At 32.9% G+C, this 26,910-nt stretch carries 17 protein-coding genes; 4 read left to right on the forward strand and 13 right to left on the reverse strand.

Going from position 1 to position 26,910, the window contains the following annotated elements:
• Nucleotides 1-257 precede the first annotated feature (257 nt).
• Together C1I91_RS22825 and gltB are read right to left on the reverse strand one after the other, a co-directional pair.
• Complete coding sequence (locus C1I91_RS22825; protein ID WP_128214970.1) at nt 258-1,742, reverse strand: glutamate synthase subunit beta; 1,485 nt, start codon at nt 1,740-1,742, stop codon at nt 258-260.
• Nucleotides 1,743-1,760: 18 nt separating this feature from the next.
• Nucleotides 1,761-6,296, reverse strand: coding sequence for a glutamate synthase large subunit (gene gltB, locus C1I91_RS22830; protein ID WP_128214971.1), 4,536 nt, complete (start codon nt 6,294-6,296; stop codon nt 1,761-1,763).
• A 652-nt stretch (nt 6,297-6,948) separates the two neighbouring features.
• Here gltB and C1I91_RS22835 point away from each other — a divergent pair.
• The 3 genes from C1I91_RS22835 to C1I91_RS22845 all read left to right on the forward strand — a co-directional run bounded on the left by C1I91_RS22835 (nt 6,949) and on the right by C1I91_RS22845 (nt 11,177).
• Complete coding sequence (locus tag C1I91_RS22835; protein ID WP_128214972.1) at nt 6,949-7,656, forward strand: Crp/Fnr family transcriptional regulator; 708 nt, start codon at nt 6,949-6,951, stop codon at nt 7,654-7,656.
• Between the two features lie 95 nt (nt 7,657-7,751).
• Nucleotides 7,752-8,984: an FprA family A-type flavoprotein gene (locus tag C1I91_RS22840; protein WP_128214973.1), complete on the forward strand. Its 1,233-nt coding sequence runs from the start codon at nt 7,752-7,754 to the stop codon at nt 8,982-8,984.
• A gap of 339 nt (nt 8,985-9,323) precedes the next feature.
• The gene (locus tag C1I91_RS22845) at nt 9,324-11,177 is read left to right on the forward strand and encodes a multicopper oxidase domain-containing protein (RefSeq protein WP_164880624.1); all 1,854 of its coding nucleotides are present in this window, start codon (nt 9,324-9,326) and stop codon (nt 11,175-11,177) included.
• Between the two features lie 336 nt (nt 11,178-11,513).
• Here C1I91_RS22845 and C1I91_RS22850 read toward each other — a convergent pair whose 3' ends face one another.
• The 10 genes from C1I91_RS22850 to C1I91_RS22895 all read right to left on the reverse strand — a co-directional run bounded on the left by C1I91_RS22850 (nt 11,514) and on the right by C1I91_RS22895 (nt 24,550).
• Nucleotides 11,514-12,278 (reverse strand): exodeoxyribonuclease III, encoded by a 765-nt coding sequence (locus C1I91_RS22850; protein WP_128214974.1) that lies wholly within the window; start codon nt 12,276-12,278, stop codon nt 11,514-11,516.
• A gap of 80 nt (nt 12,279-12,358) precedes the next feature.
• Nucleotides 12,359-14,275 (reverse strand): FtsX-like permease family protein, encoded by a 1,917-nt coding sequence (locus C1I91_RS22855; RefSeq protein WP_128214975.1) that lies wholly within the window; start codon nt 14,273-14,275, stop codon nt 12,359-12,361.
• Nucleotides 14,262-15,032: an ABC transporter ATP-binding protein gene (locus C1I91_RS22860; protein WP_128214976.1), complete on the reverse strand. Its 771-nt coding sequence runs from the start codon at nt 15,030-15,032 to the stop codon at nt 14,262-14,264. The genes C1I91_RS22855 and C1I91_RS22860 overlap by 14 nt, the downstream gene beginning before the upstream one ends.
• Before the next feature lie 436 nt (nt 15,033-15,468).
• Complete coding sequence (locus tag C1I91_RS22865; protein WP_128214977.1) at nt 15,469-16,476, reverse strand: sensor histidine kinase; 1,008 nt, start codon at nt 16,474-16,476, stop codon at nt 15,469-15,471.
• Nucleotides 16,473-17,147, reverse strand: a complete 675-nt coding sequence (locus tag C1I91_RS22870; protein ID WP_128214978.1) for a response regulator transcription factor — start codon at nt 17,145-17,147, stop codon at nt 16,473-16,475. The genes C1I91_RS22865 and C1I91_RS22870 overlap by 4 nt, the downstream gene beginning before the upstream one ends.
• Nucleotides 17,148-17,430: 283 nt before the next feature.
• Nucleotides 17,431-17,751, reverse strand: a complete 321-nt coding sequence (locus tag C1I91_RS22875; protein WP_128214979.1) for a hypothetical protein — start codon at nt 17,749-17,751, stop codon at nt 17,431-17,433.
• A gap of 713 nt (nt 17,752-18,464) precedes the next feature.
• Nucleotides 18,465-18,872, reverse strand: a complete 408-nt coding sequence (locus C1I91_RS22880) for a helix-turn-helix domain-containing protein (RefSeq protein WP_128214980.1) — start codon at nt 18,870-18,872, stop codon at nt 18,465-18,467.
• 687 nt (nt 18,873-19,559) lie between these two features.
• Complete coding sequence (locus tag C1I91_RS22885) at nt 19,560-20,927, reverse strand: MATE family efflux transporter (RefSeq protein ID WP_128214981.1); 1,368 nt, start codon at nt 20,925-20,927, stop codon at nt 19,560-19,562.
• A 207-nt stretch (nt 20,928-21,134) separates the two neighbouring features.
• Nucleotides 21,135-22,325 (reverse strand): MFS transporter, encoded by a 1,191-nt coding sequence (locus tag C1I91_RS22890; protein ID WP_128214982.1) that lies wholly within the window; start codon nt 22,323-22,325, stop codon nt 21,135-21,137.
• 236 nt (nt 22,326-22,561) lie between these two features.
• Nucleotides 22,562-24,550: an oxidoreductase gene (locus C1I91_RS22895; RefSeq protein ID WP_128214983.1), complete on the reverse strand. Its 1,989-nt coding sequence runs from the start codon at nt 24,548-24,550 to the stop codon at nt 22,562-22,564.
• Between the two features lie 361 nt (nt 24,551-24,911).
• Between C1I91_RS22895 and C1I91_RS22900 the strand changes: the two genes are divergently transcribed.
• Nucleotides 24,912-25,823: a LysR family transcriptional regulator gene (locus C1I91_RS22900; protein ID WP_128214984.1), complete on the forward strand. Its 912-nt coding sequence runs from the start codon at nt 24,912-24,914 to the stop codon at nt 25,821-25,823.
• A 317-nt stretch (nt 25,824-26,140) separates the two neighbouring features.
• Here the strand turns inward: C1I91_RS22900 and aroD are convergent, their stop codons facing one another.
• Nucleotides 26,141-26,908, reverse strand: coding sequence for a type I 3-dehydroquinate dehydratase (gene aroD / locus C1I91_RS22905; RefSeq protein ID WP_338032626.1), 768 nt, complete (start codon nt 26,906-26,908; stop codon nt 26,141-26,143).
• Nucleotides 26,909-26,910: the final 2 nt, after the last annotated feature.

Raw genomic sequence — 26,910 nt, forward strand, 5'->3', positions numbered from 1 at the left:
CTTACATAGGTTAATTTTCATTTATATTAAAGACGCTCTAAATAAGAGTACCTTCAAAACAATTTTCTATTTTAACTAAAATATAACTTTAACATTAATACTACTTTAGATAATTATATCATCTATTTAGTTACACCTCTATGTAAAGTTAATATATACTATTTTTGATGTCTTAACCTCCTTATAATCATATAGAAAAAACATGCATACTTAAGGATATTCCCTAATATGCATGTTTTCTTAAATTTTTATATTTACTAAACCAGTGTAGTATCACCAGCTAAGAACTTGTCAACTTCTCTTGCACAAGCTCTTCCTTCGTTTATAGCCCAAACCACTAGACTTTGTCCCCTTCTCATGTCTCCACAAGAGAACACTTTTTCCACATTGGTTTGGAACTTTCCGTACTGAGCTTTTACATTAGTTCTGCCGTCAGTTTCTACTTGAAAACTGTCTACTACATACTTTTCAGCTCCAACGAACCCCATGGCAAGAAGCACCATGTCTGCTTTCCATACCTTCTCAGACCCTTCAACTTCTTTTGGAATAAAGGACCCTTTTTCGTTTTTTTCCCAATTTACGTTAACTGTTTTTACTGCTGTTAAGTTCCCGTCCTCATCTCCAATAAACTCTTTTACTGTAATTAAGAATTCTCTTGGATCTTTTCCGTATAAATCAGCATATTCTTCTTGACCGTAGTCCACCTTATGAATCCTAGGGTATTGAGGCCATGGATTAAGTTCTGTTCTTTGCTCTGGTGATTTTCCCATTATCTCAAACTGTACTAAGGAGTTGCAGTTATGTCTTAAACTAGTAGCTACGCAGTCTGTACCTGTATCTCCTCCACCGATTACTATAACATCTTTGCCTTCAGCGGAAATATAGTTTTTATCTGCTAGATTAGAATCTAATAAACTCTTAGTTGTAGCTCTTAGGAAATCCACTGCATAGTGAATTCCCTTAAGCTCTCTTCCCTTAGCATTCAAGTCTCTAGGATTGGAAGAACCACAAGCTAGTACAACAGAATCGTACTTTCCTAATAGCTCTTTAGCATCTATATTCTCTCCTACATTAGCGTTTGTTATAAAGCTTACGCCCTCTTCCTTCATGATATTAACTCTTCTATCTATGACAGCCTTATCTAGCTTCATATTTGGAATACCATACATAAGAAGTCCGCCAACTCTATCATTTTTTTCATATACAGTTACATTATACCCACTCTTATTAAGCTGATCTGCACAAGCAAGTCCAGCTGGACCTGAACCGATTATCGCAACAGTTTTATCCAATCTTACCTTAGGAGGATTAGCTTTTATAAGTCCCTCTTCAAAGGCTCTTTCAATAATAGATCGTTCATTTTCCTTAATAGATATTGCTGGTCCGTTAATTCCTGCAGTACATGCTGATTCACATGGAGCTGGACACACTCTGCCTGTGAATTCTGGAAAATTATTTGTCTTAAGCAGTCTCTCAACAGCTTTTTTCCAATTGCCTTTATATATCAAATCATTCCATTCAGGTATAAGATTATTAACTGGACATCCAGATACCATTCCGTTTATCATTATTCCTGACTGACAGAATGGTATGCCGCAATCCATACATCTAGCCCCTTGTACTTGCTGTTCCTCTTTGGAAAGAGGAGCTACAAACTCATTGTAATCTTTTAATCTTTCCTTTGGTTTTTTCTTTGCTGAAACTTTCCTATCATATTCTAAAAAACCTGTTGGCTTTCCCATTATTACCCCTCCTCTTTCCTACTTTCTTACTCCTTTTATTACATCAAAGGCCATTCTCTCTGCGTCTTCCCTAGAAGATCCAGAAGCCACATATTCTTTTATTAAAGTGATTATATTTTTATAATCCTTTGGCATTACTTTTATAAATGCTTTTTTATATTCTTCAAAATTGGAAGCTACTCTCTTAGCATCTTCTGAACCAGTATATTCTTCATGCTGTTGTAGAAGCTCAAGTAAGTTACTTTCATCCGAAGCATCTAATTCTTCTACATAAACCATACTTTCATTTATATTTTTTCTCTTTGATCCAGCTTCATCTAAAATATAGACTACTCCACCAGACATACCAGCAGCAAAGTTTCTTCCTACAGGCCCTAAGATAACAACTGTTCCACCAGTCATATACTCACAACCATGATCTCCTACCCCTTCAACTACAGCTGTTGCTCCTGAGTTCCTTACACAAAATCTCTCACCTGCAACTCCCTTTATGAAGGCCTTACCACTAGTAGCTCCATATAAAGCTACATTACCAACAAGTATATTTTCTGTAGGCTTCAAGGCTGACTCTTTTGGTTCATACACAATTATTTTTCCACCAGAAAGACCTTTTCCAATATAGTCATTAGCATCTCCTTCAAGTTCTAAAGTAAGTCCCTTAGGGATGAATGCTCCAAAGCTTTGTCCTCCTGCACCAGTTGTCCTTACCCAAATAGTATCCTCTGGAAGTCCTGCTTCTCCGTATCTCTTAGTTATCTCACTTCCTAAGATTGTTCCAAATACTCTGTCTGTGTTGCCAACCTTGACTTCAAGCTTAGCTTTACCTCTTCCCTCTAAGGCTTCTAATGCATTAGGAACTAATACCTTTGAATCTATAACATTGTATAACTTATGATCATAGCTTTCTTTATACTTATATATCTTATCGTGCGGAATCTCTGGATTATATAGAAGTCTAGCTAAGTCTACCTTTTTAGACTTCCAGCCTCCTACAGACTTTTGTACTAGTTTGTCAGTACGTCCTACCATTTCATCTATTGTTCTAAAGCCAAGCTTAGCCATATATTCTCTAAGTTCTTGTGCTATAAAGTACATGAAGTTTATAACATGTTCTGGTTTACCTTTAAATCTCTTTCTAAGCTCTTCGTTTTGAGTTGCTATCCCTACAGGACAAGTATCCAGATTACATACTCTCATCATTACACATCCCATAACTACCAATGGTGCTGTAGCAAAACCAAACTCCTCTGCACCTAGAAGTGCTGCAATAGCAACATCTTTTCCTGACATAAGCTTTCCATCTGTTTCTATTGCTACTCTTTCTCTTAAACCGTTCAGTATCAGGGTTTGATGTACTTCAGCAAGTCCAAGTTCCCATGGCAAACCTGCATGTTTTATTGAAGTTCTTGGTGATGCACCAGTTCCTCCATCATATCCACTTATCAGTATTACATCAGCTCCACCCTTTGCAACTCCAGCTGCAACAGTACCAACTCCAGCCTCTGACACAAGCTTTACGCTTACTCTAGCTTTTGAGTTTACGTTTTTAAGATCATATATAAGCTCAGCCAAATCCTCAATTGAGTATATATCATGATGTGGTGGTGGTGATATTAGGCCAACTCCAGTAGTTGAGTGTCTTGCTTTAGCTACCCAAGGATACACCTTAGTTGCTGGAAGCTGTCCACCTTCTCCTGGCTTAGCTCCTTGCGCCATCTTTATCTGAATTTCTCTTGCATCCACAAGATATTCAGAAGTAACTCCAAATCTACCTGAGGCTATTTGCTTTATAGCTGAAGATCTTAAATCTCCATTTTCATCAACTACAAATCTTTCTCTCTCTTCTCCGCCTTCACCGGTGTTAGATCTTCCACCAATTCTATTCATAGCTATGGCCAAACATTCATGAGCTTCTTTACTTATTGACCCGTAAGACATAGCTCCTGTTTTAAATCTTTTTACTATTGATTCTACTGATTCAACTTCCTCTATAGCAATAGGTTCATTGTCTAACTTCAGATCTAAAAGACTTCTAAGGGTAAGGTTATTTTTCTCGTTGCTTATCAAAGAAGTATACTCTTTAAATTCATCATAACTTCCGGTCTTACAAGCATTTTGAAGCTTATGAATAGTTAGAGGATTATATAAATGCTCTTCCTTATTGCTTCTAAACTTATGACTTCCTTCAGAATCAAGGGTAAAATCTATAAGTCTTCTATCAAAGCCCTGTGTATGTCTTAATACGGCTTCCTTTTCGATATCAGCTAGATCTATTCCCCCTATTCTTGATGGAGTTAGTGTAAAGTATTTGTCTATAACCTCTTTAGCTATTCCTATAGCTTCAAAAATCTGCGCTCCATTGTAGGACTGAATTGTAGATATACCCATCTTGGATATTACCTTTACAATACCTTTCAAAGCCCCTTTATTATAGTTATAAACCGCTTTTTCGTAACTTAAAGCTATTTCTTGCTCCTCAGCTAGATTTCTTATAGATTCATACACCATATAAGGATTGATAGCATTGGCACCAAAACCTAGTAATAAAGCAAAATGATGTATTTCTCTAGGTTCTCCTGATTCTACAACTATACTTACTTTTGTCCTCTTAGCCTTTTCCACCAAGTGATGATGCAAAGCTGAAACTGCAAGTAATGCAGGTATTGGAACATTATTCTCATCAACCATCTTATCAGAAAGCACAATTATAGTTTTTCCTTCTTCTATAGCCTTGTCAGCCTTTTCTAATATTCCATCTAAAGCATTTTCAAGTGCTGATTCTTCCTTATCCTTAGCAAATACCATCGGAATAACTATATTCTTAAAGTTATCATCCTTAATAGAAAGTACTTTATTAAAGTCATTGTTTGATAATATCGGATTGTCTAGTTTTAATCTTCTGCAGTTTTCTTCTCCTTCAGATAGAATGTTTGACTCTGCACCAAGATATACCCTTACTGAAGTTACTATTTCCTCTCTTATTGCATCTATAGGTGGATTAGTTACCTGAGCAAATAACTGCTTGAAATAATTATATAAAAGCTGTGGCCTGTCGCTTAGCACTGCTAATGGAGTATCAATTCCCATAGATGCTAATGGATCGTCTCCATTTAAGCACATTGGTGTTATAGTTGAAGTTACATCTTCATAGCTATATCCAAAGGCCTTTTGAAGTCTTGCTAGTTTTTCTTCTGATACTTTCTCTTCTAAAAAATCATTAGAAGGAATTTCTCTTAGCTTCAATAGATTGTTCTTAACCCATGAGCCATATGGCTTTAAGGTTGAATAGTTTTTCTTTAAATCGCTATCATCTATAAGCTGTCCATTTACAGTATCCACAAGAAGCATTCTTCCTGGAGTTAATCTTCCTTTATACTTAACATTATCACTATCTACGTTCATAACTCCAACTTCAGAAGATAAGATTAAATAGTCATCCTTTGTTACATAATATCTTGAAGGTCTAAGACCGTTTCTATCTAAAGTAGCTCCTAGAATTTCTCCATCAGTAAAAGCTATAGCTGCTGGTCCATCCCAAGGCTCCATCATTGTGGAGTTATATTCATAAAAGGCTCTCTTTTCTTTGTCCATCTCATGGTTTTTACTCCACGGTTCTGGTATAAGCATCATCATTATATGTGGAAGCTCTCTTCCATTCATATATAAAAACTCTATAGTATTGTCCAGCATTGAAGAGTCTGAACCATTTTTATTTATTACAGGGAGAACCTTGTTTAACTTTTCTCCAAAGACCTCAGATTTGTAATCAGATTCTCTTGCATTCATCCAATTCACATTACCTCTTATGGTGTTTATCTCACCATTATGGATGATGTATCTGTTTGGATGTGCTCTTTCCCAGCTTGGGAAAGTGTTTGTACTAAATCTTGAGTGAACAAGAGCGATGGCTGTATCCATATATTCACTTTGTAGATCTGGATAGAACTTTTCTACTTGAAGAGCAGTAAGCATACCTTTATAAACTAAGGTTTTTGAGGAAAGACTAGCAACATATGCCTCTACAGCTTCTTTTTCAAACAATCTTCTTATTACATAAAGTTCCCTTTCAAAAGTCTTTGAATCAAAATCTTCACTGCTTGAAGCTACAAATCCTTGCATTATAAAAGGCATCGCTTCTCTAGATGCGTCCCCTAAATCCTCTGGATTAACAGGAACTTGTCTCCATCCCAAAAAGCAATGCCCTTCATTAAGAACAATATTTTCAAAAAGCGCCTTTGCTTTTTCTTGGTTTTCTTTATTTTGTGATAAGAAGAACATTCCTACAGCGTAATGCCCTTCCTTCGGTAGTTCAAACTCACATACTCTTTTAAAAAAATTGTGTGATACCTGAATCAATATTCCTGCTCCGTCTCCAACGTTTGGATCAGCACCAGCGCCCCCTCTGTGCTCTAACTTTACAAGAATGTCTAATGCATCTTTTACAATAGCATGATTTTTTTTACCTTTGATGTGTGCTATCGCCCCAATACCACAGGCATCTTTTTCAAAACTCGGATCATACATCCCTTGCTCTTTTGGAAAGTTACAAAACATAGCCAGTCCCCCTTTAATATTACTTTTAGTATAATTATAGATTTATTGTGTATCTGCTGCTAATTTTTATGATATGCATAGATGTCTGTACCTCTTACAGCCTATACTGCCATAGAGTTACGACTTCATAATGAAACTTATACTTTCAAAGACTTTTCTTTAAGAATACAAAGAACTTTTGAAAATAGTTTTATGCTTTAAGTGGTCTATCCTTAGCTATTAAATATCAATATGTTTATAAAAAACATCAATTACCTTATAGATTATTAATATTCTTTCACTAAATAGATATCTTCCACATTTTTGCTTTGTATTTTTTAACACTACATTAATTTTTTTATTTTATATTGTGAAATAATAATATCACTAAAGTGTCAAAAAAATCAATATATTAATTAATTTTTATGAGACAATATTCAAAATATGCAATAAAATATTAAGCAAGTTTCACTTTTATTACAATATACGTAATTAAATCTAAAATGATACTTAAGATTTGAATTTATAGGTAACCTTTGCGAAAACTTAATTTATACTTGTACTAAAATCATGGTTTCTGAGGATTTTAGGGCACGTATAAATTAATAGTTGAGTTAGGTACTCTAAAAGTATTATATTATAGATAAAATACTACGATTAAGGAGTGTTAGTTTTGAATAAAATTCAATGTGAAAGTTGTAAAACAAAACTTTGCGCTAGCAAGGTTCCTATATTTTTTTCTCTTAACAGAGAGCATTTGACTAAGGTTGTTTCTAAAATCAATCACCTAAGCTTTAATAAAGGCGAGGCCGTTTGTATAGAAGGTGATTACTCTAATGCCTTAGTAATAATAAATCAGGGACAGGTAAAACTTACGAAGGTAACTAAGGAAGGAAAAGAACAAATAATAAGGGTATTATCTTCTGGAGATTTTTTTGGAGAATTAAGCATATTTAATGAAAAAGACAAATATAACTTTTCAGCTTATGCTCTTTCTTCGGTGAAAATCTGTTCACTAAGTAAGGAAAGTATGAATTCAATACTTTTGGAGAATCCTGAAATTTCGATAAAAATATTAACTGAAGTGTCAAAAAGACTTATGGAAGCTGAAAATCTGGCACAAAACTTAGCTACAAATGATGCAGACATAAGAGTAGCCAGCCTCATTGCCGAATTTGGAGAAAAGTTTGGTCACAATACAGATTTAGGTATTGAGGTCAACCTCCCAATGAATAGGGAAGATATGGCCAATTATATTGGAGTTACAAGAGAAACCATAAGCAGAAAATTAACTAAGTTACAAGACTCAGGAGCTATATCTCTTGTGGGAAATAAGACTCTAATAATAAGAGATCCTAATAAATTAAATGATTTTTTATAATTTGATTTGAATCATATTTTTTAAATTCTAATACTCATATAATTAAGCCATAGAAAAGAAAAACATATTTGATATAAATTCTAGGAGGCTTAATTATGATAAATAAAATGAAATTAGCAGAAAATATTTATAGTATAGCTAAGGTCGATGATAGAGACGTTCCTTTCCATAGACTTACATTAACTAAAGGCACAACTTACAATAGTTATCTATTAAACACTGATAAACCAACAATAATAGATACTGTGGACATAAGCTTTGGTAAAGAATTTGTTGATAGCTTAAAAGCAACTATTGACTTGATGAAGATTCAATATATTGTTATAAACCACACAGAACCTGACCATTCAGGGGGGCTTGGAAGCTTAGCATCACAAGCTAAAAATGCAACAATAGTCTGCACAGATAAAGCAGTAGAAGAGCTTAAGGAAATGTATAAACTTCATAACAGAAACTTTTTAGTAGTAAGAGACGGAGATAAACTAGACATAGGTGGAAAGACTTTAATATTCTTAGAAACCCCCTATCTACATACTGAAGAGACCATGATCACTTACTGTATAGAAGATAAAATTTTATTCCCATGTGATATATTTAGTACACATATTGCTAACACTGAAGTATTTAATGATTTAGCTAAGTACGATATATTTGAAGACTTCAAAGTTTATTATACACTAATCATGCATCCTCATAGAAAACATGTTCAATATATGATAAACAAGATAAAAAATCTAGATATCCAAATCATTGCGCCTTCTCATGGTTTTGTGCTTAGAACTGAAATAAACAAGTATATAGCACTTTACGATGAGCTTAGCAGAAACACTAGTACCAACAAATCAGCAGTTGTTATCTACTCAACTATGACAAGTAATACTAAAAAGTTATCCCAAAATATAGTTGAATATCTTGCTGCTGAAGGTATATCTTCATCTTCTATTGATGTAAACAAAACTTCAAAAGAAGAAGTATTAGAAAAGATAAGTAGCTCAGACATTGTTCTTTTTGGAAGTTCAACAAGATACGGTGACATGATAGGTTCCTTAGAAGACATCCTTAAAGAATTAAAAGCCATGGACTTATCCAATAAACTTTTAGCAGCCTTTGGTTCTTATGGTTGGAGTGGTGAAGCTATAGAAGTTATTCAAGACTATCTACTAGAAACCAATGCAAAGGTTCTTGACACATCAACTGTAATCAAATCCACTGGTATGTCCGATGTAGCTTTTCCTATAAGAGTAAGATTCTCAGCAAAAGAAGAATCACTTAAAGGATTAGAAAGAGCTTGTGAATATATCGGAAGTCTTGCTCTTAATGCAATATAAAACTGTACCACTTCAATCCAATATTTATTTTCAAAACTCCTCTGCTTTTGAGAGGAAAATTTGAAAATATAAATTTTTACATGAAGTGGTATATCCATAAAGCTTAAGATAAATTAAACTAGGTTATTCTCTCTCTACAATGAAAAAACTTAGTAACCTGCAAAGTTCCTTCAGGCTTTCTGCTTATTGGAACTTGCACAAAAAATTGCTAAAGAACAGTTCTTTAGCAATTTTTTTATTTAATATACTTTATTTTTCTTCAACCTTTTACATATTACGCCATATAATATACCAATGTACAAACTTTGAAAGTATTTTGTATGTGAAAGGATGATTATTATGGCCGTAAGACATTATGTTTTGCTTGCTACAGATGGAAAAACAAAGCTTCCTACAACTCCAGACCTTCCACCAGACCCTGCCACAGAAGTGGAGGTTCTTATATATGGTTTTGTAGGCGGTCTATACAAAGTTGATGACAAGGTAGTTGATGAAAATTTAAATTGGCATAAGTCCTCAAATTGGAATTACTTATATAGTTTAAAAGGCAACGCATCTCTCCCATCTCCTATTATCTGGGGTGAAGTAGGAGATAAAATATATGTAACCTTAATAAATCTTGGCATGAAATATGTAGATATAATGGATCCTCATACTGTGCATATGCATGGTGCTCATGTAGCCACTCAGATAGACGGTTTCCCAGAAATGTCTGTAGGCGTACCTATGTGGGAGTTTACTGGCAAAAACAAACCTGACACCTTAACTTATTACTTCTACCCAGAACATCCTGGTACTCTAATGTACCATTGTCATCAAGAAGCCTCTGAACATGTTCAAATGGGTATGTATGGTGCACTTGTAATATATCCATCATATGAAAGTCTAGCTATGAATGGAATCAAAAAGGATAAGTGTGGAAGATGGTATAACAATGGAGAATATGTACCTTCTATACCTTCTACTGCTACAAATAGAAACTTTGCTTACAACAATATTCACTCCTTCTTCAACAGAGAATATATAATGTTGTTATCTGATATAGATCAAGCATGGCACGACAGTATCTTAAACGGAACACCATTTAATCCTGTTGATTACAAACCTAACTTTTGGCTTGTTAACGGAAGACCATTCCCATATTCATTACTTCCACATCCTCAAACTCCTCCAAAGGGCAGCGATGAAGACTTATCACAAATTAATTATGAATCCTATGTCCATGTGAAAACTGGCGAAGACTTTTTACTAAGAATGATTAATATTAGTTATCAAGTTATTCCTTGGCATATACATGGCTGGCATTTTAAAGTCATCGGTAAGGATTCTCATATAAGTCCATTCTTAGAAATGAACTCAACTTCAACTACAATGGATTGTATGGATCACATGGAACATCCTATAACAGAAATGGGCTTCACTTGTACCATTGGTTCAGGAGAAACCTATGACCTTCTAATAAATGCTGAGAATAAGAGTCCTATTTATAGAAAGTATATAGTTAGGGGGCAAGATCTTATACCTTCAATATGCAGTCAGTTCCATACTCTTCAAAAATCCGATCCATCTGTTATAGCTAATATACCTACTGAGCCTGTAGATGTAAATAATATAAAAACTGTAAACTATATAGAAATCTGTGATGAACCAAAAGACAGTCCAAACATCAACTTCTTCCCTCAATTTTATCCTATGCACAACCATGACGACTATAAGGTAACTAATGACGGAACTTATCCTGGTGGACAGCTTACCTATATTCAAATAGATGCTCCTGAATCTGGAGGTCTCCTTGGAAGTTATTATGGAGATAAGAAATTTGATGACGTTATACTGAAAAGACTGGATGAAAGAATAAGCTTTGATTGGAGCTGTGACAAGCCCAAGGACTTAGAAGAAGAATTCTCAGTTAAATGGACTGGAAAAATAAAAGCATCAACTCCTCAAAGATATAAACTGCAGTTATTCTGCATAGGCAATGCCACAGTTAAGCTAAACGGAAAAGAAATATTGACTGTCAAGGATTATTACTCCTTGCCTTATGCTTTTGATATGATAGATTTTGAAAAAGATAATTTTTATGATATAGAAATAACCTACGTTGGAAACTCAAAGGGCAAGATAGCCTTGCAATGGTCCTCATCAACAAATAAGAAAGAGATAGTCCCAAGCTATAACCTATTCCCTATTTAATCTAAAAAATATAAAATTTGAGCCATGTCTTATAAAAAAGTTGCTGAAGCGACCTTTCTTCAGCGGCTTTTTTTGCGCATCTGCCTTTTCTGAACGTATGTGAAGAAATTCTGGCAGGCGAATATGATTTATTTTTTTAATGTTTGCCCTAAGTACCTGTTCTAAACCTTTGATATTGCCGGTCTAGATAAAAAGAAATTTTATTGTATAACTTATCACAACAGTAAAAAATCGCCGAAGTTGACCTTCTTCGGCGATTTTTCAGCGCAAGCTCATCTAAGCATCGGATGACTGACCACTTAATTTCAACACGGTACTTTAACAAAGCCCATAGTTTTAGTCCTTCAACTCTATTACAACAGGACAGTGGTCTGAACCATAAACCTCATTCAATATCTCCGCGCCAGTAACTTCATCAAGAAGATTATTTGATACGAAATGATAATCTATTCTCCACCCTGTATTTCTTTCTCTTGCCTTAAACTTATAACTCCACCAAGAATACTTTATTGTTTCTTGATTAAGATATCTGAAGGTATCAGTGTACCCATTAGCTATAAATTTGTCCATCCACTCTCTTTCCATAGGTAAAAAGCCTGAGGTCTTTTCATTTGCCTTAGCATTTTTTATATCCATAGGAGTATGAGCAGTATTATAATCTCCACAAATTATAAGTTTTTTGCCATCCTTTACCTTATCATTACAGTACTCAAGTATGGCATCATAAAATCTCATCTTATAGTCAAGTCTTTGTTCGTTCTGCTGTCCATTTGGAAAATAAATATTTAATAAAGTAAAGTTCTCAAATTCAGTTATTAAGATTCTTCCTTCACTATCAAACTCTTCAATACCTATACCGTGACTTACACTTATTGGTTCAACCTTAGTATATGTAGCTACTCCGCTGTATCCCTTCTTTTCTGCAAAAGAGAAATAAGAGTGGTACCCTTCTATATTTCTAGCTGCATCATCCAAGGTAGCCTCCTGCAGTTTTGTCTCTTGAATACATAGTACATCTGGTGAATCATTTTCTATAAAGCTTAGAAATTCTTTTTTCATAATTGCTCTAAGCCCATTAACATTCCAAGAATATATCTTCAAAACATCATCTCCTTAGGGAATAAATTATAAACAATAATAATTATTTATATAATATTATACTTTATTCCCTATTTCAATGCTTAATCTGATAAATTACTATCTCTAACTACTTTAGTATAAGTATTTAAGGTTACAAAATAATATATACAATAGATTAAAGCATATATGGAAACTATTATTAAGAAACTGTTCATTAACTTTAAGGAAAGCATTTTACTTAATGCTATGGTTGCAGGTAATGAATTAGCAAAAGCTACTACGAAAGGTGCTCCAAAAAGCAAACCTAACTCCTTGGCAACTGCAGTTTTTATTTCCTTATTACTTACGCCAATTTTACTTAAGGTAATGAATTTCTCTTTATCTTCTCTTGCTTCCATCACCATCTTAAAGTATATTATACTTCCTGTAGCCATTATAAATAAAGCTCCAATAAATAATCCTATAAACGCCATCATTCCCAAAAGCTTTAACCCATCTTTATAATGCTCGTAAAAAGTCACCATACCACTTTCTTTAGGCAAATTCTTAGATAAATCATTTATGAAGCTTTCGGCTTTAAAGTCATCCTCTAACATATATCCATCTAATTTGCTTATATTTGCCTCATCAGAATTTAACTTTATTGAATCATATACATTATCTTTAACAACAAAGGTTTGGGTAAAATGATCTAAAGCTAAAAACGGTTTTATATCCGATGCTGTCACTTTTAGATTGTAACTCTTATCCTTTATATTAATATTAACGACTTTATTAAGAGCTGCTTCGTTTGTGGCAAAGCTTTGTAACTGTATAAAATAGCAGTCATTCTCATCCTTAAGATTAGCCCTTCTATCAAGCTTTTGTTGCTTACTAAGCTTATTAAATTCGCTTTCACCTATGACATAGAAACCTGAATCCTTATTAACTAATGGATCTTTAGCCGTAACTTTTACAATATCTATACTATCAGAGAATTTTACGCTTACTTCCTTATGCTTATCTAATATACTATTAAAAGTCTTATTCTCGTCCTTTGTTCTAAAGTACTCTATAGAAAATGGTCTCATATATCTTGAGTTTTCCTCTGTTTTCGTATAAGAGCCTACACAAGTAACTAAAGCACAAAGTGCTACTGTAATACTTATTGCTATAATGCTCAAAGTCCCAACATTCCCTCTATATCTAAAATACAATTGAGAGGTAGAGATTAGTTTTGTCCCTTTGAATAAACTCTTTTCATTTTTTTTGTTTGCATAAATTAAAAAGGTTGTGGCAGAAGTAAAGAATAATATTGTTCCTACCACTACCAATAGTACTACTATAGGAGCTTTTAGCAGGTTACTTCCTAATTGCTTTATTGCCATGCTATAACCAAAATACAAGCATACAATTGAAACCACAGCGAAAAGTAAGGTTATTGCAGATACCTTAAGTCCCTTTTCTACTTTCTTAGATGCGTTGAATAAATCTATTAAACTGCTTTTTCTAACTATAATAGAACCATGTAGAGAAATAACAATATATATAACAACAAATATCTTAAGCGATTGTATTATCGCTCTAATATTCCACTGAAAAGGCACCACTGCGGAAGTCTTAATCATATAAAATAATAGCATTATAAAAAACTTACTAAAAATTAATCCTAATGAAATACCAGTAATCAATGCAGCCAAGGTAATAAATGTATTCTCGTAAAAATTTACCCTTGCAACTTGATTCTTAGACATTCCTAAGAGCATATAGGTTGCAAACTCTTTTTTTCTAGATTTCACAAAGAAGGAATTTGAATACCATATAAAGAAGGCTGAAAACATAATAATCATTACTGCCCCAATATTGAACAGTATCATAAACTTCTTCATTTCACCAAGCTCGTCTTGTATATATTTACTATATAGAATAGACATAAAGAGATATACAGAAAATATACTAAAGGAAAGGCTCAAGAAATATGACCAATAGCTTTTAAAATTACTTTTTATATTTCTTGTTGTAATACTAACCAATGTCATCAGAATCACCTCCTATTACAGAAAGAATCTTTAATATTCTCTGATAGAAATCCTTTCTACTCATATCTCCTTTATATATCTCGTTAAATAACTTACCATCTTTTATAAAAATAACTCTCTTGCAATAAGAAGCTGCAAAACTATCATGAGTTACCATTAGTATAGTTGCATTATTATTATCATTTAAATTCTGTAATGCACTTAAAAGCTCCTTTGAAGATTTGGAATCCAGTGCTCCTGTTGGCTCATCTCCAAGAACTAAAGACGGGTTGGATATAATAGCTCTAGCCGCTGCTGCTCTTTGTTTCTGCCCTCCTGAAACCTCATACGGGTGTTTATTTAAGATTTCATTTATTCCAAGTTTTTTTGTTATGTCACTAAGTCTTTGCTCTATTGTACTATAAGGTGTCTTTGACAACGCTAAAGGAAGCACTATGTTTTCCTTAAGAGTCATATTGTCTAAAAGATTAAAGTCCTGAAATATAAATCCTAATTTTTCTCTTCTAAACTGAGATAGATGTGGCTCTCTAAGCTTAGTTACATCCTTTCCATCTATAAAAACACTTCCTGAAGTCGGCTTATCTATAGTTGATATAACATTTAAAAAGGTTGTCTTTCCTGAGCCAGATGGCCCCATTATCCCAACAAACTCACCTTGATTTATCTTTAAATCTATATTATCTAAAGCTGTATACTTTACTCCCCCAAATCTTGATCCATAAACCTTTTTCAAATTTCTTATATTTAATACTTCCATACCAATACCTCCAAATTTATTTTACCAATGCACTAGAACCATACTTTTTAATAACTGTGAGTTTAATAATAGAAATTAATTTTGTATCTAATAAGCAATTAAATATTTATCCCTACTAGGCATTTATTAAGTATCAAGCTCACAACCTATGATTAAATTATATAAAAAAACAAAATGCTCAGCCATTTCTTCAGCTTACATTTTGTTTTCAAAACTTACATTTTTGTAATATTAGTATATAGGGTTCCATTACGAAAACTTAATTTATACTTGTTCGAAAATCCCGAGTTCTGGGGATTTTCGGGAACGTATAAATTAATAGTTGAAGTTGGAACCCTATAAAGATGTACCACTTTAATCGAAAAACTATTTTCAAAACTCCTCTTGGTTCTAAAAGGATAATTTGAAAATATAACTTCTATTATGAAGTTGTACATTACATGTAACGTGGAAAGTGTACATGAAGCTTTGTTCCCTTTCCATATTCCGATTCAGCGGTTAAATAATGACCTAGCTTCTTTGCAAGCTTTTTAGAGAGGTACAATCCCATACCAGTTGCTTTTAGATTAGTGTCTCTTCCATTATTGCCCGTAAAGGACTTGGCGAATATTCTTTCTAAATCTTCCTTTTTTATTCCTACGCCGTTATCTTCTATTGTAAGAATTACTTCCTTTTCATTGTTGGAGGTATTAAAGCTTATCTTTCCACCTTTATCAGTATATTTTAAAGAATTGGATATTATCTGATCTATTATAAAACTTAACCACTTTTTATCGCTGTCTACTACTAACTTATCATCTATGGTACTTGAAAAGCTAATATGCTTTCTTATAAAGATGATAGAGTGCTTCTTTATACTTTCCTTAATAACACTGTTCAAAACAACCTCTTTTATTACATAATCCTTTGAAAAATCGTTACTTCTTGAATAATATAAAACTTTCTCAACATAATCATCTATCTTGTCAAGCTCCTCCTTCAGCGAACTAACAGTAGATTCTTCAGTAAAATCTCCACTTTCTAAGATAAGTTTAATAGTTGTAATTGGAGTTTTTATCTCATGCACCCAGCTTATCAAGAATTCGCTATTCTCCGTAAATTGTTCTTCTATCTTTCTCAAGGACTCAACATATCCATTATATATATCAGAGATGATTAATTGGTATAGTTCGTCCTTACATTCATTGGCTTCTGGAAATATAGGAGTTTTATCTTCTGAGGATTGGATTTCCTTTAACTTTTTAACGCTATCATTCTTTCTAACATAATCATAGATTAAGAAAAATATCATCATTATCATCGATACAACTAATATGTATATAGCATTTGAAGGCAGCATTCTATTGCTTCTATCAAGATATATAGACGCTGAAATAAAAGTTATAAGGATAATGTAAAAAATCAACAGCCTTAAGTTTTCTTTTAAATATTTGTAGAAACTCATTTTATTATATACCCTTGGTTCTTAACGGTTTTTATATAGTCCTCAAGCCCCATTTCCTTTATTTTTTTTCTAAGCCTATTTATATTAACAGTTAAGGTATTATCATCAATAAAACTTTCATCTTCCCATAGCTCCTGCATTATTTTCTCTCTACTTACTATTCTCTCATTATTCTTCATAAGTATATAAAGTATCTTAAATTCATTTTTGGTGAGCTCTATGCTTTTATTCTCATAATATAAAATGTTATCTTTAAGTGATAGCATAACACCATTATGATTAATTACATCCATAGAAGTATCAGAATAAGAATAAGTTCTTCTTAAGATTGCATTTATCTTTGCTATCAGCACTTCCATAGAAAAAGGTTTTGTTATATAGTCGTCTCCTCCCATATTCACAGCCATAACAATGTCCATATTGGTGTTTCTTGAAGATAAAAATAGAACTGGAACCTTAGATATGCTTCTTATCTGATTGCACCAGTGAAAACCATCAAATACTGGAAGATTTACATCCATAAGAACTAAACTTGGAGATACCTGTGTAAATTGCTCCATAACTGTGCTAAATTCTTCAACACAGTAAACTTCAAATCCCCATTTTTTCAAGGAATCCTTAATTATATCTCTTATTTTTTCTTCATCCTCTATAATCATTATCTTGTACATAATTTCTCCTTACTAAAACAACATATATAGAAATACTTGTATTCTTCTTATAAAATTATAACACATATACAAAAAAAGTCGCTAAAGCGACCTTTTGATAAATTTAGTATGGTTATCTACGAATAATTTATTAGCTTATATATTACATAGGACTATATATATATTTTTGTAGTTACCCTCAATGATTTTTCGAATTAATACCAATTAAAACGCCTGTACAGTTTTACTTTATGTCCTATCTCTATAACTTATCTATCAGTATACTAGCTCTAACCTCTATCTTTTATTTTGTCCAAAGATATAAACTTATCATAGCTAAGGAAATTATCAGTCTAACTATATGATGTCCCTTATTTATATTTACATACATCTTAATACCATTTAACATAGCTGCTATATGAGTAAGAATAAGACCTCCAAGAAGAGTTGTAGTGTTTAGAATGCTATGATTTCTTGTAATACCTACAACTATAAGCATCCCCCCTGCTACTATCATAAGTATCGATCCTAACCTGGAGCCTTTCTTATACTTTAGTCCAAATGCTCCCGCTATAATATCAAAACTACCATAAATGATAATTAACACTTTAAATATAAAATCCATATATACTCGTCCCCTTTATATTAGATTCTAAATCACTTTTCTAAGCTATACCTAAAATCAACTTAATATTTAGGCTATGTTTAATAATATTGTTGAAATTAAGTGGTCATGAAGGAGATGCTATATGAGCGAGCAATTAGAATTAAATGATTTTTTCAGATGGAATGGCTTTAAAAATCACTAATACGTTCTTCATTAGTGATTTTTTGCGCATCTGCCTTTTCTGAACGTATGTGAAGAAATTCTGGCAGGCGACATAATTTTTTACTCTTTACTCTTTTTAATCAAGACATTTTATATTATTTTCATTTAAATCAAAATATAAGAATTTTATAAAAGTTATGATCATTAAAGAGTAAAACTGTATGTTCGAACGTAGTGAGTTTACAGTTTTAGCCATGGAATATGACAAAATCATATTAATTCTTTGCACAAGCTAGAGATAAACTACTTCATATTGAAATTTGTCAAAATAAAACTTCGCAGATTCATCGAAAGCTTTATTTTGAGTTCAAGGATTGAAGTAGTTTATCTATTCATCTGAACAGATGTATCACTTCGATCCTTAAACCATTTTTAAAGCTCTCACTTGTTTTGGTGAGAGAATTTAAAAATATAAATTTTATTACGAAGTGATACATCTATCATCTAAGCATCGGATGACTGACCACTTAATTTCAACACAGTACTTTAACAGAGCCAATATTTAATATTTAATATTTATTGGTTATTAGTTTATTGGCTTTATCTATCATTTTGCCTAATGATAATTTCACTTGCCTTAACTCCTCTTCTTGTCTCTCTATTTCTCTATACTTTTCTTCAACTATCTTGATGCAGCTACTCAATGCTTCTGAATTTTCATAATTCAGCTCTCCTCCACTAGTTAAGCTCTCTTGAGAGGCTTCTATATCATCCTCAAGCTTAAATAGTGCTTTTATCTCCTCTAAAGAAAAATTAAGCTTTTTTAGTTTTATGATTGCAAAAGCCTTTTCAACATCTACTTCTCCATAATCTCTTCTAGCTTTGACTCTTCTAGGGGTTAGTACTCCTAACTTATCGTAGTACCTTAAGGTGTCAATACTTATACCAGTACTTTTTGAAAACTCACCAATATCCATAATCTCCTCCACTATCTCTATAGCTATCCAACTTCAACTATTAATTTATGCATGCCAGATAATCCCCAGAAGCCTGTGTTATCAAACATGTATAAATTAAGTTTTCGTAAAGGATACCTAATATAACCACTCTTGCTATATTCTTAGCTTTACTATAAAACCTGGAGCCACATCAATGTCAAGATATTTCTACTAAGTCTACTAAGTTTTGCTGAGGTCTACAATATAAGCCTTCACTAAATATGTACCACTTTGATTCAAAATCTATTTAAAAAACAATCTATTAAAGTATATATTTTAGTGATATATTGCTATGTATTCAATAAATGTTGTTACTACCTTTAAGTCAGGTATAATTTAGCACGCTAATTAAAGTTTCCACATAAGTTGGCCAGAAGGTTACTCCTTACTGTTAGTAGCTGTGGTTCTTTAAGAAAACACCAATAATCTTTGCAAAGCAGAATAGGACTTCAAGTATTTCATTAATTAATACAATCATAAACTAAAATAAAGTCACCCACATTTTTTTAATACATTCAAATATAGACTTAAAATTCTTACACCAATGCTAATGCTTGGAGCAATATACTTTTAAGAAATAAAAAATTCGCTGAAGCAACCTTCAGCGACATAATTTTATTTATTTACTTTTTAACATATATAGCTATAATACAGCCTTAATATTTTTTATTGAGAAGCCTTAAGTTCTTGCACTTTGCCACTTACCATTAAATCTTTGTATTTAGCTATAGAAATATAATAAGCAACCATAAGCAGAACCTCCGCACCTACCCATGCAGCAACTTCTGCGATACAAATTCCTAAAAATCCAAGATACATCGGTAATATCATAGCCACTGAAAGTCTTATAACTAATTCAAGTATACCTGAAACCATAGGAATCATAGTATTTCCCATACCTTGCAATGCAGAGCGGTATATAAAAAGTAATCCTAGATTCCATATAAGAAGTGACATAACTATTAAAAACTGTCCTGAAACTTTAAATATTTCTATTTCATTTGATGGTACAAATAAACCTACTATTTGTTTATTAAAGAAAAATAGAATCAAACTAATTACTATGTTAACTGTAGTTGATATCTTTATGCATTTCCTAATTCCTAGCTTTATTCTATTGTATTGTTTAGCTCCTAAATTTTGTCCCGTAAAAGTAGACATTGCAAAGCCAAAGGTAACCCCAGGCTGTTCAGCTAGGGCCATTATCTTCATAGCCGCAGTATAACCGGCTACATATACTGCTCCAAAGCCGTTTACAAGAGTTTGTAATATCATTCCACCAACTGCAGTAACTGAATTCTGCAGCGCCGCTGGAATACCCAAGATGAACAATCTTTTACACACCGACAAGTCTAGCTTCCAGTCTTCCTTTTTCATCTTTAGTTCATCATATTTTCTAACCACACTATAGCAAAGAATGCAGGATAATACTTGAGCTACTACTGTTGATATAGCCGAGCCAGCAACACCTAGCTTAAAGCCTATAACAAGGGTAATATTTAAAACTATGTTTACTAAGGAAGAAATAATCATTACATACAAGGTTGTCTTACTATTTCCAAAAGCTCTTAAGATAGCTGAAAGCAGGTTATAAAAAACAGTGGCTACAATGCCGGCATAAATTATACTTATATAGATGTTTGCATCATCTATTATATCTTTAGGGGTATTTAACAGCCTCAATAGAGGTTTAGAACCAATAAGACTTAAGGTCGTTACTACTACCGCTATCAGGATAGAAAGATAAACTGACATAGCAACTACCTTTTTTACACCACTCTTATCTCCAGCACCAAATCTTTGTGCAACTAAAATCCCAAAGCCATTGGCTAGTCCAGTTATAAAACCTATAATCATAAAGCTTATGGAACTTGTAGAACCAACAGCAGCTAAGGCATTAACTCCTATCTCCTTTCCTACAACGATGCTATCCACCATACTATAAAGTTGTTGAAATAAATTACCTATAAGTAATGGGATAGAAAATTGAATAAGAAGCTTTGTTGGGCTTCCTGAAGTCATATCTTTTGTCATAACACTAATCTCCATATTAATTTTTTAGAATTTCCTAAGTATTACATATTTAATATTATCAAATTTTTTTAAAAATACAAACAAGAAGGCGGAGCTATATTATGTAATATATCTCTGCCTTCTTAATTTACTAACTATGTAACTTTTTATTTATTACGAATTGTACCAATATGTATTTTCATAGATTTAAGGATATTTTCCCTATAATTATCTTCCATATACCTTATCATACCTTGATTTTGCAACAATTGATGCTATTATTCCAATAATGTATATAACCAGTAGAAAATAGAATACTGCTACTATACCAAAATGTCTTAATATAAGCCCTGTGGAAGCTGGTATCACCGCTGCAGCTATACCACTGGCTGTAGATACTAAAGCTATCATAGCTCCTTTATTTTTCCAGAACAACTCCCCCATAGTAGTTTGAGCCATTTGAAGAACCCCCGCTGAGGAAAAACCTGCTAAAGTAAAACTTATAATAGCAATGGTTGTTGTCTTAAAGATTAGTAATAATATAAGCATTACTATTCCAATTATAGGATATACAACTGTAACTAATACTGGCTTGATGGTATTTTGCAAAAGCTTTGCCAAAATAAATACAGATACAATAGCTCCTAAACTATAATAAGTTATGAACTTTAAAGAGGTCAACTGGCTTAGACCAAGCATCTTCTGTCCGAAAGTTGGCATCCACATTTGGAAAGCTGTATATATTGAATTTGAAGTAAACCCAATTATAATTACCGCTATTCCTTCCTTTCTAAAGACAGGTTCTGAAACTATATTATTATTTTCCTGTACTTCCTGATTTGAAGCTGCTATCTCGGTCTTATCTGGAAATTTTCTTCCCATTATGAACACTCCATTGATGAACAGGATTATAGCTATTAAAAAGAAGGTGTTTCCATAAAACATATTTCTTTCTACAAAGAAAGCTATTATGAAAGGAAGCAGTGCACCTCCTGTGGCTATAAATGCCTTAATTAAAACATTAGCAGTACCAGGGGTCTTAGGAAAGCATTCCATAAGTGTAGGATAACTTGCAGCATCCATAAATGCATGTGATATCCCTGCAAAGGCTGAAAATACTATAGCAAGCTCATAGCTTGGAGATAAAGGTATCCCCACTAAAAACACTATCATTACCAATGGTGCTAAGCATAAGAACTTCTTTCTTCCATATTTATCTGATAGTCTCCCTGCAATATATAATGTAGCAGAACGAACTATACCTTCTGCTGATATAAGAAAACTTATCCCTGCTGCATCAGTATTGAATTGCTTAGTTAAAAAAACTAAGTTTGATGAAAGCAGGATAAGAATCATTCCAAGCATCCCATAACTTATATATATTCCAAGCGCGGTCTTAAAGTATTTATTTTTCCCCATACAATCCTCCAATTTTCTTTAGTTGAGTAAGTAGTTTAGCAAAAGTTCATTTACCTTGTAATTAAATCTAACTTTTATTAATTGTATAAACAAAACTAGTTTTATCTATAAGTTTCGATATAGAAACCCTACAAAACCAGCTAACCAAACACCTAAGCATTGTAAAAATTTCAATGAACTCAGGTGTTTGGTTAATATATTTTATGCTATTTTTCCCTAGTACTCAATCATTTATATTATATAGAGCCTATCTTTTCTAATGTAAGAATTATATCTCTACCCTCTGCAATACCATCTATTATCTTTCTGGTCCTTGCACTATCTCCAATATTTAATATTTCAATATTCTTATCATCAAAATACTTCTTTAAATCATCTAATATTGGATTTTCTGGTCTCATTCCTAAACATACAAAACCATAATCAAAATCTAAGTTTTCTATTACATCATCCTTTTTAACTTTAAAATGATCTGAGGCAACTTCTGTAAGAGCTGTGCTTGTATGTACCTGTACTTTATTCTTTTCAATTATGGCCATCATTGAAAGCTTTGTTATTACATCTAAATCTCTTCCTAACATAGGCATCATTTCAACTATTGATACCTCAGCCTTCTTTTCAGCAAAGAACTCCACAACATCAAGTCCTACAGCTCCTCCACCTATTACTACTACTTTCTTTCCTTCAGCATCCCCAAATCCATCTATATTTTTAAGAAGCCCGAAAATTGAATGAACATTTTCTCCTTCTTTATCAATACGATCAAGCAAACCATTTATAGGTGGAAGTAATGGCTTAGAACCAGTTGCATTAACTATAACATTAGGCTTAAGGTTTTCTATAGCTTTAAGATCAGCTTTTGTACCTGTGTAAATCACCAAGTTATCTAAGCTTTCTGCTCTTCTTATTAAGTACTCTGGCAAAAATGATATTCTATTTTTATCTGGCAGTGTAGAAATATCTTTTGCTAGTCCACCTAAGTAAGTTTTTTCTTCAAATAGGAAAGTTGTACACCCTACTTCAGCTGCTGTGCATGCTGCTTCAAGTCCTGCAGTTCCTCCACCTACAACTACAACTGTAGTAGGTTTTTTAACCTTTAAACTCTTATATTCATCTTCATTGATTGTATCTGGATTCATAGTACATCTTATAGGTCTATTTAAACCTATTCTATGACCTGCACAGCCTATATTACAAGAAAGACACTTTCTTATCATATCTTCCTCATTATTTTCTACCTTCTTTACCCAATTAGGATCAGCTATAAGCCCACGGCCAATTCCTATTAAATCAGCATGTCCCTCTGCTAGAAGACGCTCAGCTACTTCTGGTCTTCTTATATTTCCTGTAGTTATGGTTATCTTATTGAACTTTTCCTTTACTGCCTTAGCCATATAAGAACGCCAGCCATCCTCTAAATTCATGTTGTCTATCTGATATTGAAGAGAATCGTTTAACGCTGCAGAAACGTTAAATATATCAACCTCTTCATTTAAGCATTCCAATATCTTCAGAGTATCCTCTAAGGTATTGCCACCTTCTAGAAGCTCATCAGCACTTATTCTAAGTGATATTGGAAACATTGGTCCTACCGCAGCTCTTACACTATCTATTACTAATCTAGCAAATCTAGCTCTGTTTTCTAAGCTTCCACCAAAATCATCAGTACGCTTATTATACAGTGGTGATAAAAACTGGCATATCAAGTACGAGTGTCCAGCATGTATCTCAACTGCGTCAAAGCCTGCAGTCTGAACTCTTTTAGCAGCTTTACCATACTTTTCAACAATCCTTAATATCTCTTCCTTTTCAAGAGGTCTTGGAACTGCCCCTCCAGTTTTTGAAGGTATATTAGAAGATGAAACCGGCTGACAGCCTATTCTTTCTGGAACTGCTGATGCTCCTGAGTGATTAATTTGCATAGCTACACAAGTTCCATACTTATGTAATCTTTCTGTTAATCTATATAAAGCTGGAATAAAACTATCATGATCTATTCTTAGCTGAGTTGTACCATTTGAACCTAATGGAAACTCTACTGCTGCATTCTCAACAATAATAAGTCCTGTTCCACCTTTTGCTCTTTGTTCATAGTATTTTATATGATCGTTATTTATTTCACCACTTTGGCTAGCATAGTTACTTCCCATTGGCGGCATTATTATTCTATTCTTTATTGTCATGTTTTTAACTTTTAAAGGACTAAAAATATTACTATACTTCATAAGTTTCTTACCTCCATAAAAAAACAAGTAATTTAACTGTTTCTTATTTATTCTTTTGCATACGTTCACCTATATCTATACTTTCTCCATCTTATTAACACCAGTAAAATCGCTAGCCATTTCTCTAAGCTAAGAAGATTAAAAATATTTTTTAATGAAGTAATAAAGTTATAGTTACAAAATAATTTTCACACTTTTCCATCACAACACCGAAACTTAATTTGTTAAATAACAAACTAACATAATTAATTATAATATGTTGATTATCATAAATCTAATCAATATTTTTAGCTTTATCTATAGATATTTTTTATGAATTAAATTATACTTATACTAACAGATATGTAAGGAGTGAATACCTTTGAACTTAAAACAATTAGAGTACTTCAGAGTATTGGCGGGGCTTGAGCATGTTACCTTAGCTGCTGAAAAACTATCAATAACACAGCCTAATTTGACTTACGCCATCTCTGAACTAGAAAAAGAACTGGGGGTTTATCTATTTGAAAAACAAGGAAGAAACATAAGACTAACCAAATATGGTCGTTTTTTTCTTAACTATGTTGATAGATCTCTAAATGAGCTTGAAAGAGGTGAAAAAGAGCTCAAGAGATTAGTTAATCCTTCTCACGGAACCATTGATTTAGCTTTTATTTATACCCTAGGCCCTCATTTTGTGCCTAATATGATTAAGGAATTTATCAGCGATGATGCAAATAAAAATATATCCTTTAACTTCAATCAAGGTAATACTAAGGATATCATTAAGGGGCTAAAAGAAGAAAAGTTTGATCTGGCCTTTTGCTCTTTAGTTGAGGATGAACAAAATATAAATTTCACACCGCTAGTTGAGCAAGAACTAGTACTTATAACCTCTAAAGACCATCCTCTTTCTAACTACGATAGTATAGATTTAAAAGAAACCTCTGATTATCCTTTTGTTTATTACAATAAGCAAAGTGGAATCCGTCCCTTAATTGATAGTTTATTTAATGAGATAGGTGTTACGCCAAAAATAATTTGCGAGGTAGAAGAAGATAGCGCCGCCGCTGGCTTGGTTGCAATAAACTATGGTATAGCTGTTGTCCCAAAGGTATGGGTTCTCAACCATTTTGATATAAAAACCATCAAGATAACAAATCCTCCACATAAACGTTTTATTTATATGGCCTACATAAAGAATAAATATCTAAGTCCTACAGTTCATTTATTTAAAGACTTTGCTGTAAATTATAGCCAAAATAACTTTTCAGTTACACAGGATAAAGAATAAAAAATCCATTGAAGCGCCCTTCTTCAGTGGATTTTTTTGCGCATCTGCCTTTCCGAATGTATATGAGGAAAATCTGGCAGGCGACATAATTTCTCTTTTTTATTCTTTCTCCAATATATGCATTTAAGCCATCTACACATAGTTATCCACAAATTTATCTAGAATATAATTTCTTAAAGAATAAAAAATCCATTGAAGCGATCTTCTTCAGTGGATTTTTTTGTGCATCTGTTTTTTATGAACGTTATGCGAAAAAATTCTAGCAAGTGACATGATTTAAACACGTTACTTTAACAGAACCTTATTTAAATGTATACTTATTGAATACTTCTATGTAATAACTGCAGTACTCCATATAAGTCTTCAACACCTATTTGTCCTGGAGCTGAAGCTTTTTTAGCTGCTCCAAAAGTCAAGGCAGATCCAAAAACTTCTCCTGTCAGTCTACTTACAACACCAGTTCCAGCCATTGACATTGTTATTATTGGTCTATTAGCATATTTTTCTGACATTATAACTGTTGCTTCCAATAATTCCAGAACATCTAGCTTTGACTTTGGCATTACCGCAATCTTAGGAATATCTGCTCCTAAATCCTGCATTTTTCTTAGACGATATATTATATCATCTTTAGATGGAGTTTTTCCGAAATCATGATTTGACGCCACTACTTTTACTCCATATGCATGTACACCTTCAATGATTTCTTTAACTATCTCATCTCCCGTAAAAGCTTCAACATCAACTAAATCCACTAAACCAGTAGCTGCTACTGACTTGTTAAGATCAGCATAAGCTCTAGGTTCTATTGCTTTTTCTCCACCCTCTTTTGAAGTACGGAAGGTAAATAGAAGCGGTATATTATTTAACGCTGGTACTAGATCTTTCAACACATCTTTAACTTTTTCTATGTCAAATACATGTTCGAACCAATCTACACGCCATTCTACTACGTCTACATGTATTTCCTTAAAGCTTAGAGCTTCTGCTATAATCTCCTCTTTTGTCTTAGCTACTATTGGTACACAAATTTTAGGAATTCCATCTCCTAAAACTATATCCTTAACTTTAACTGTATTCATGATTA

It is taken from the genome of Clostridium manihotivorum (genome assembly GCF_004015185.1).
GTDB classification, from domain to species: Bacteria; Bacillota; Clostridia; order Clostridiales; family Clostridiaceae; genus Clostridium_AR; species Clostridium_AR manihotivorum.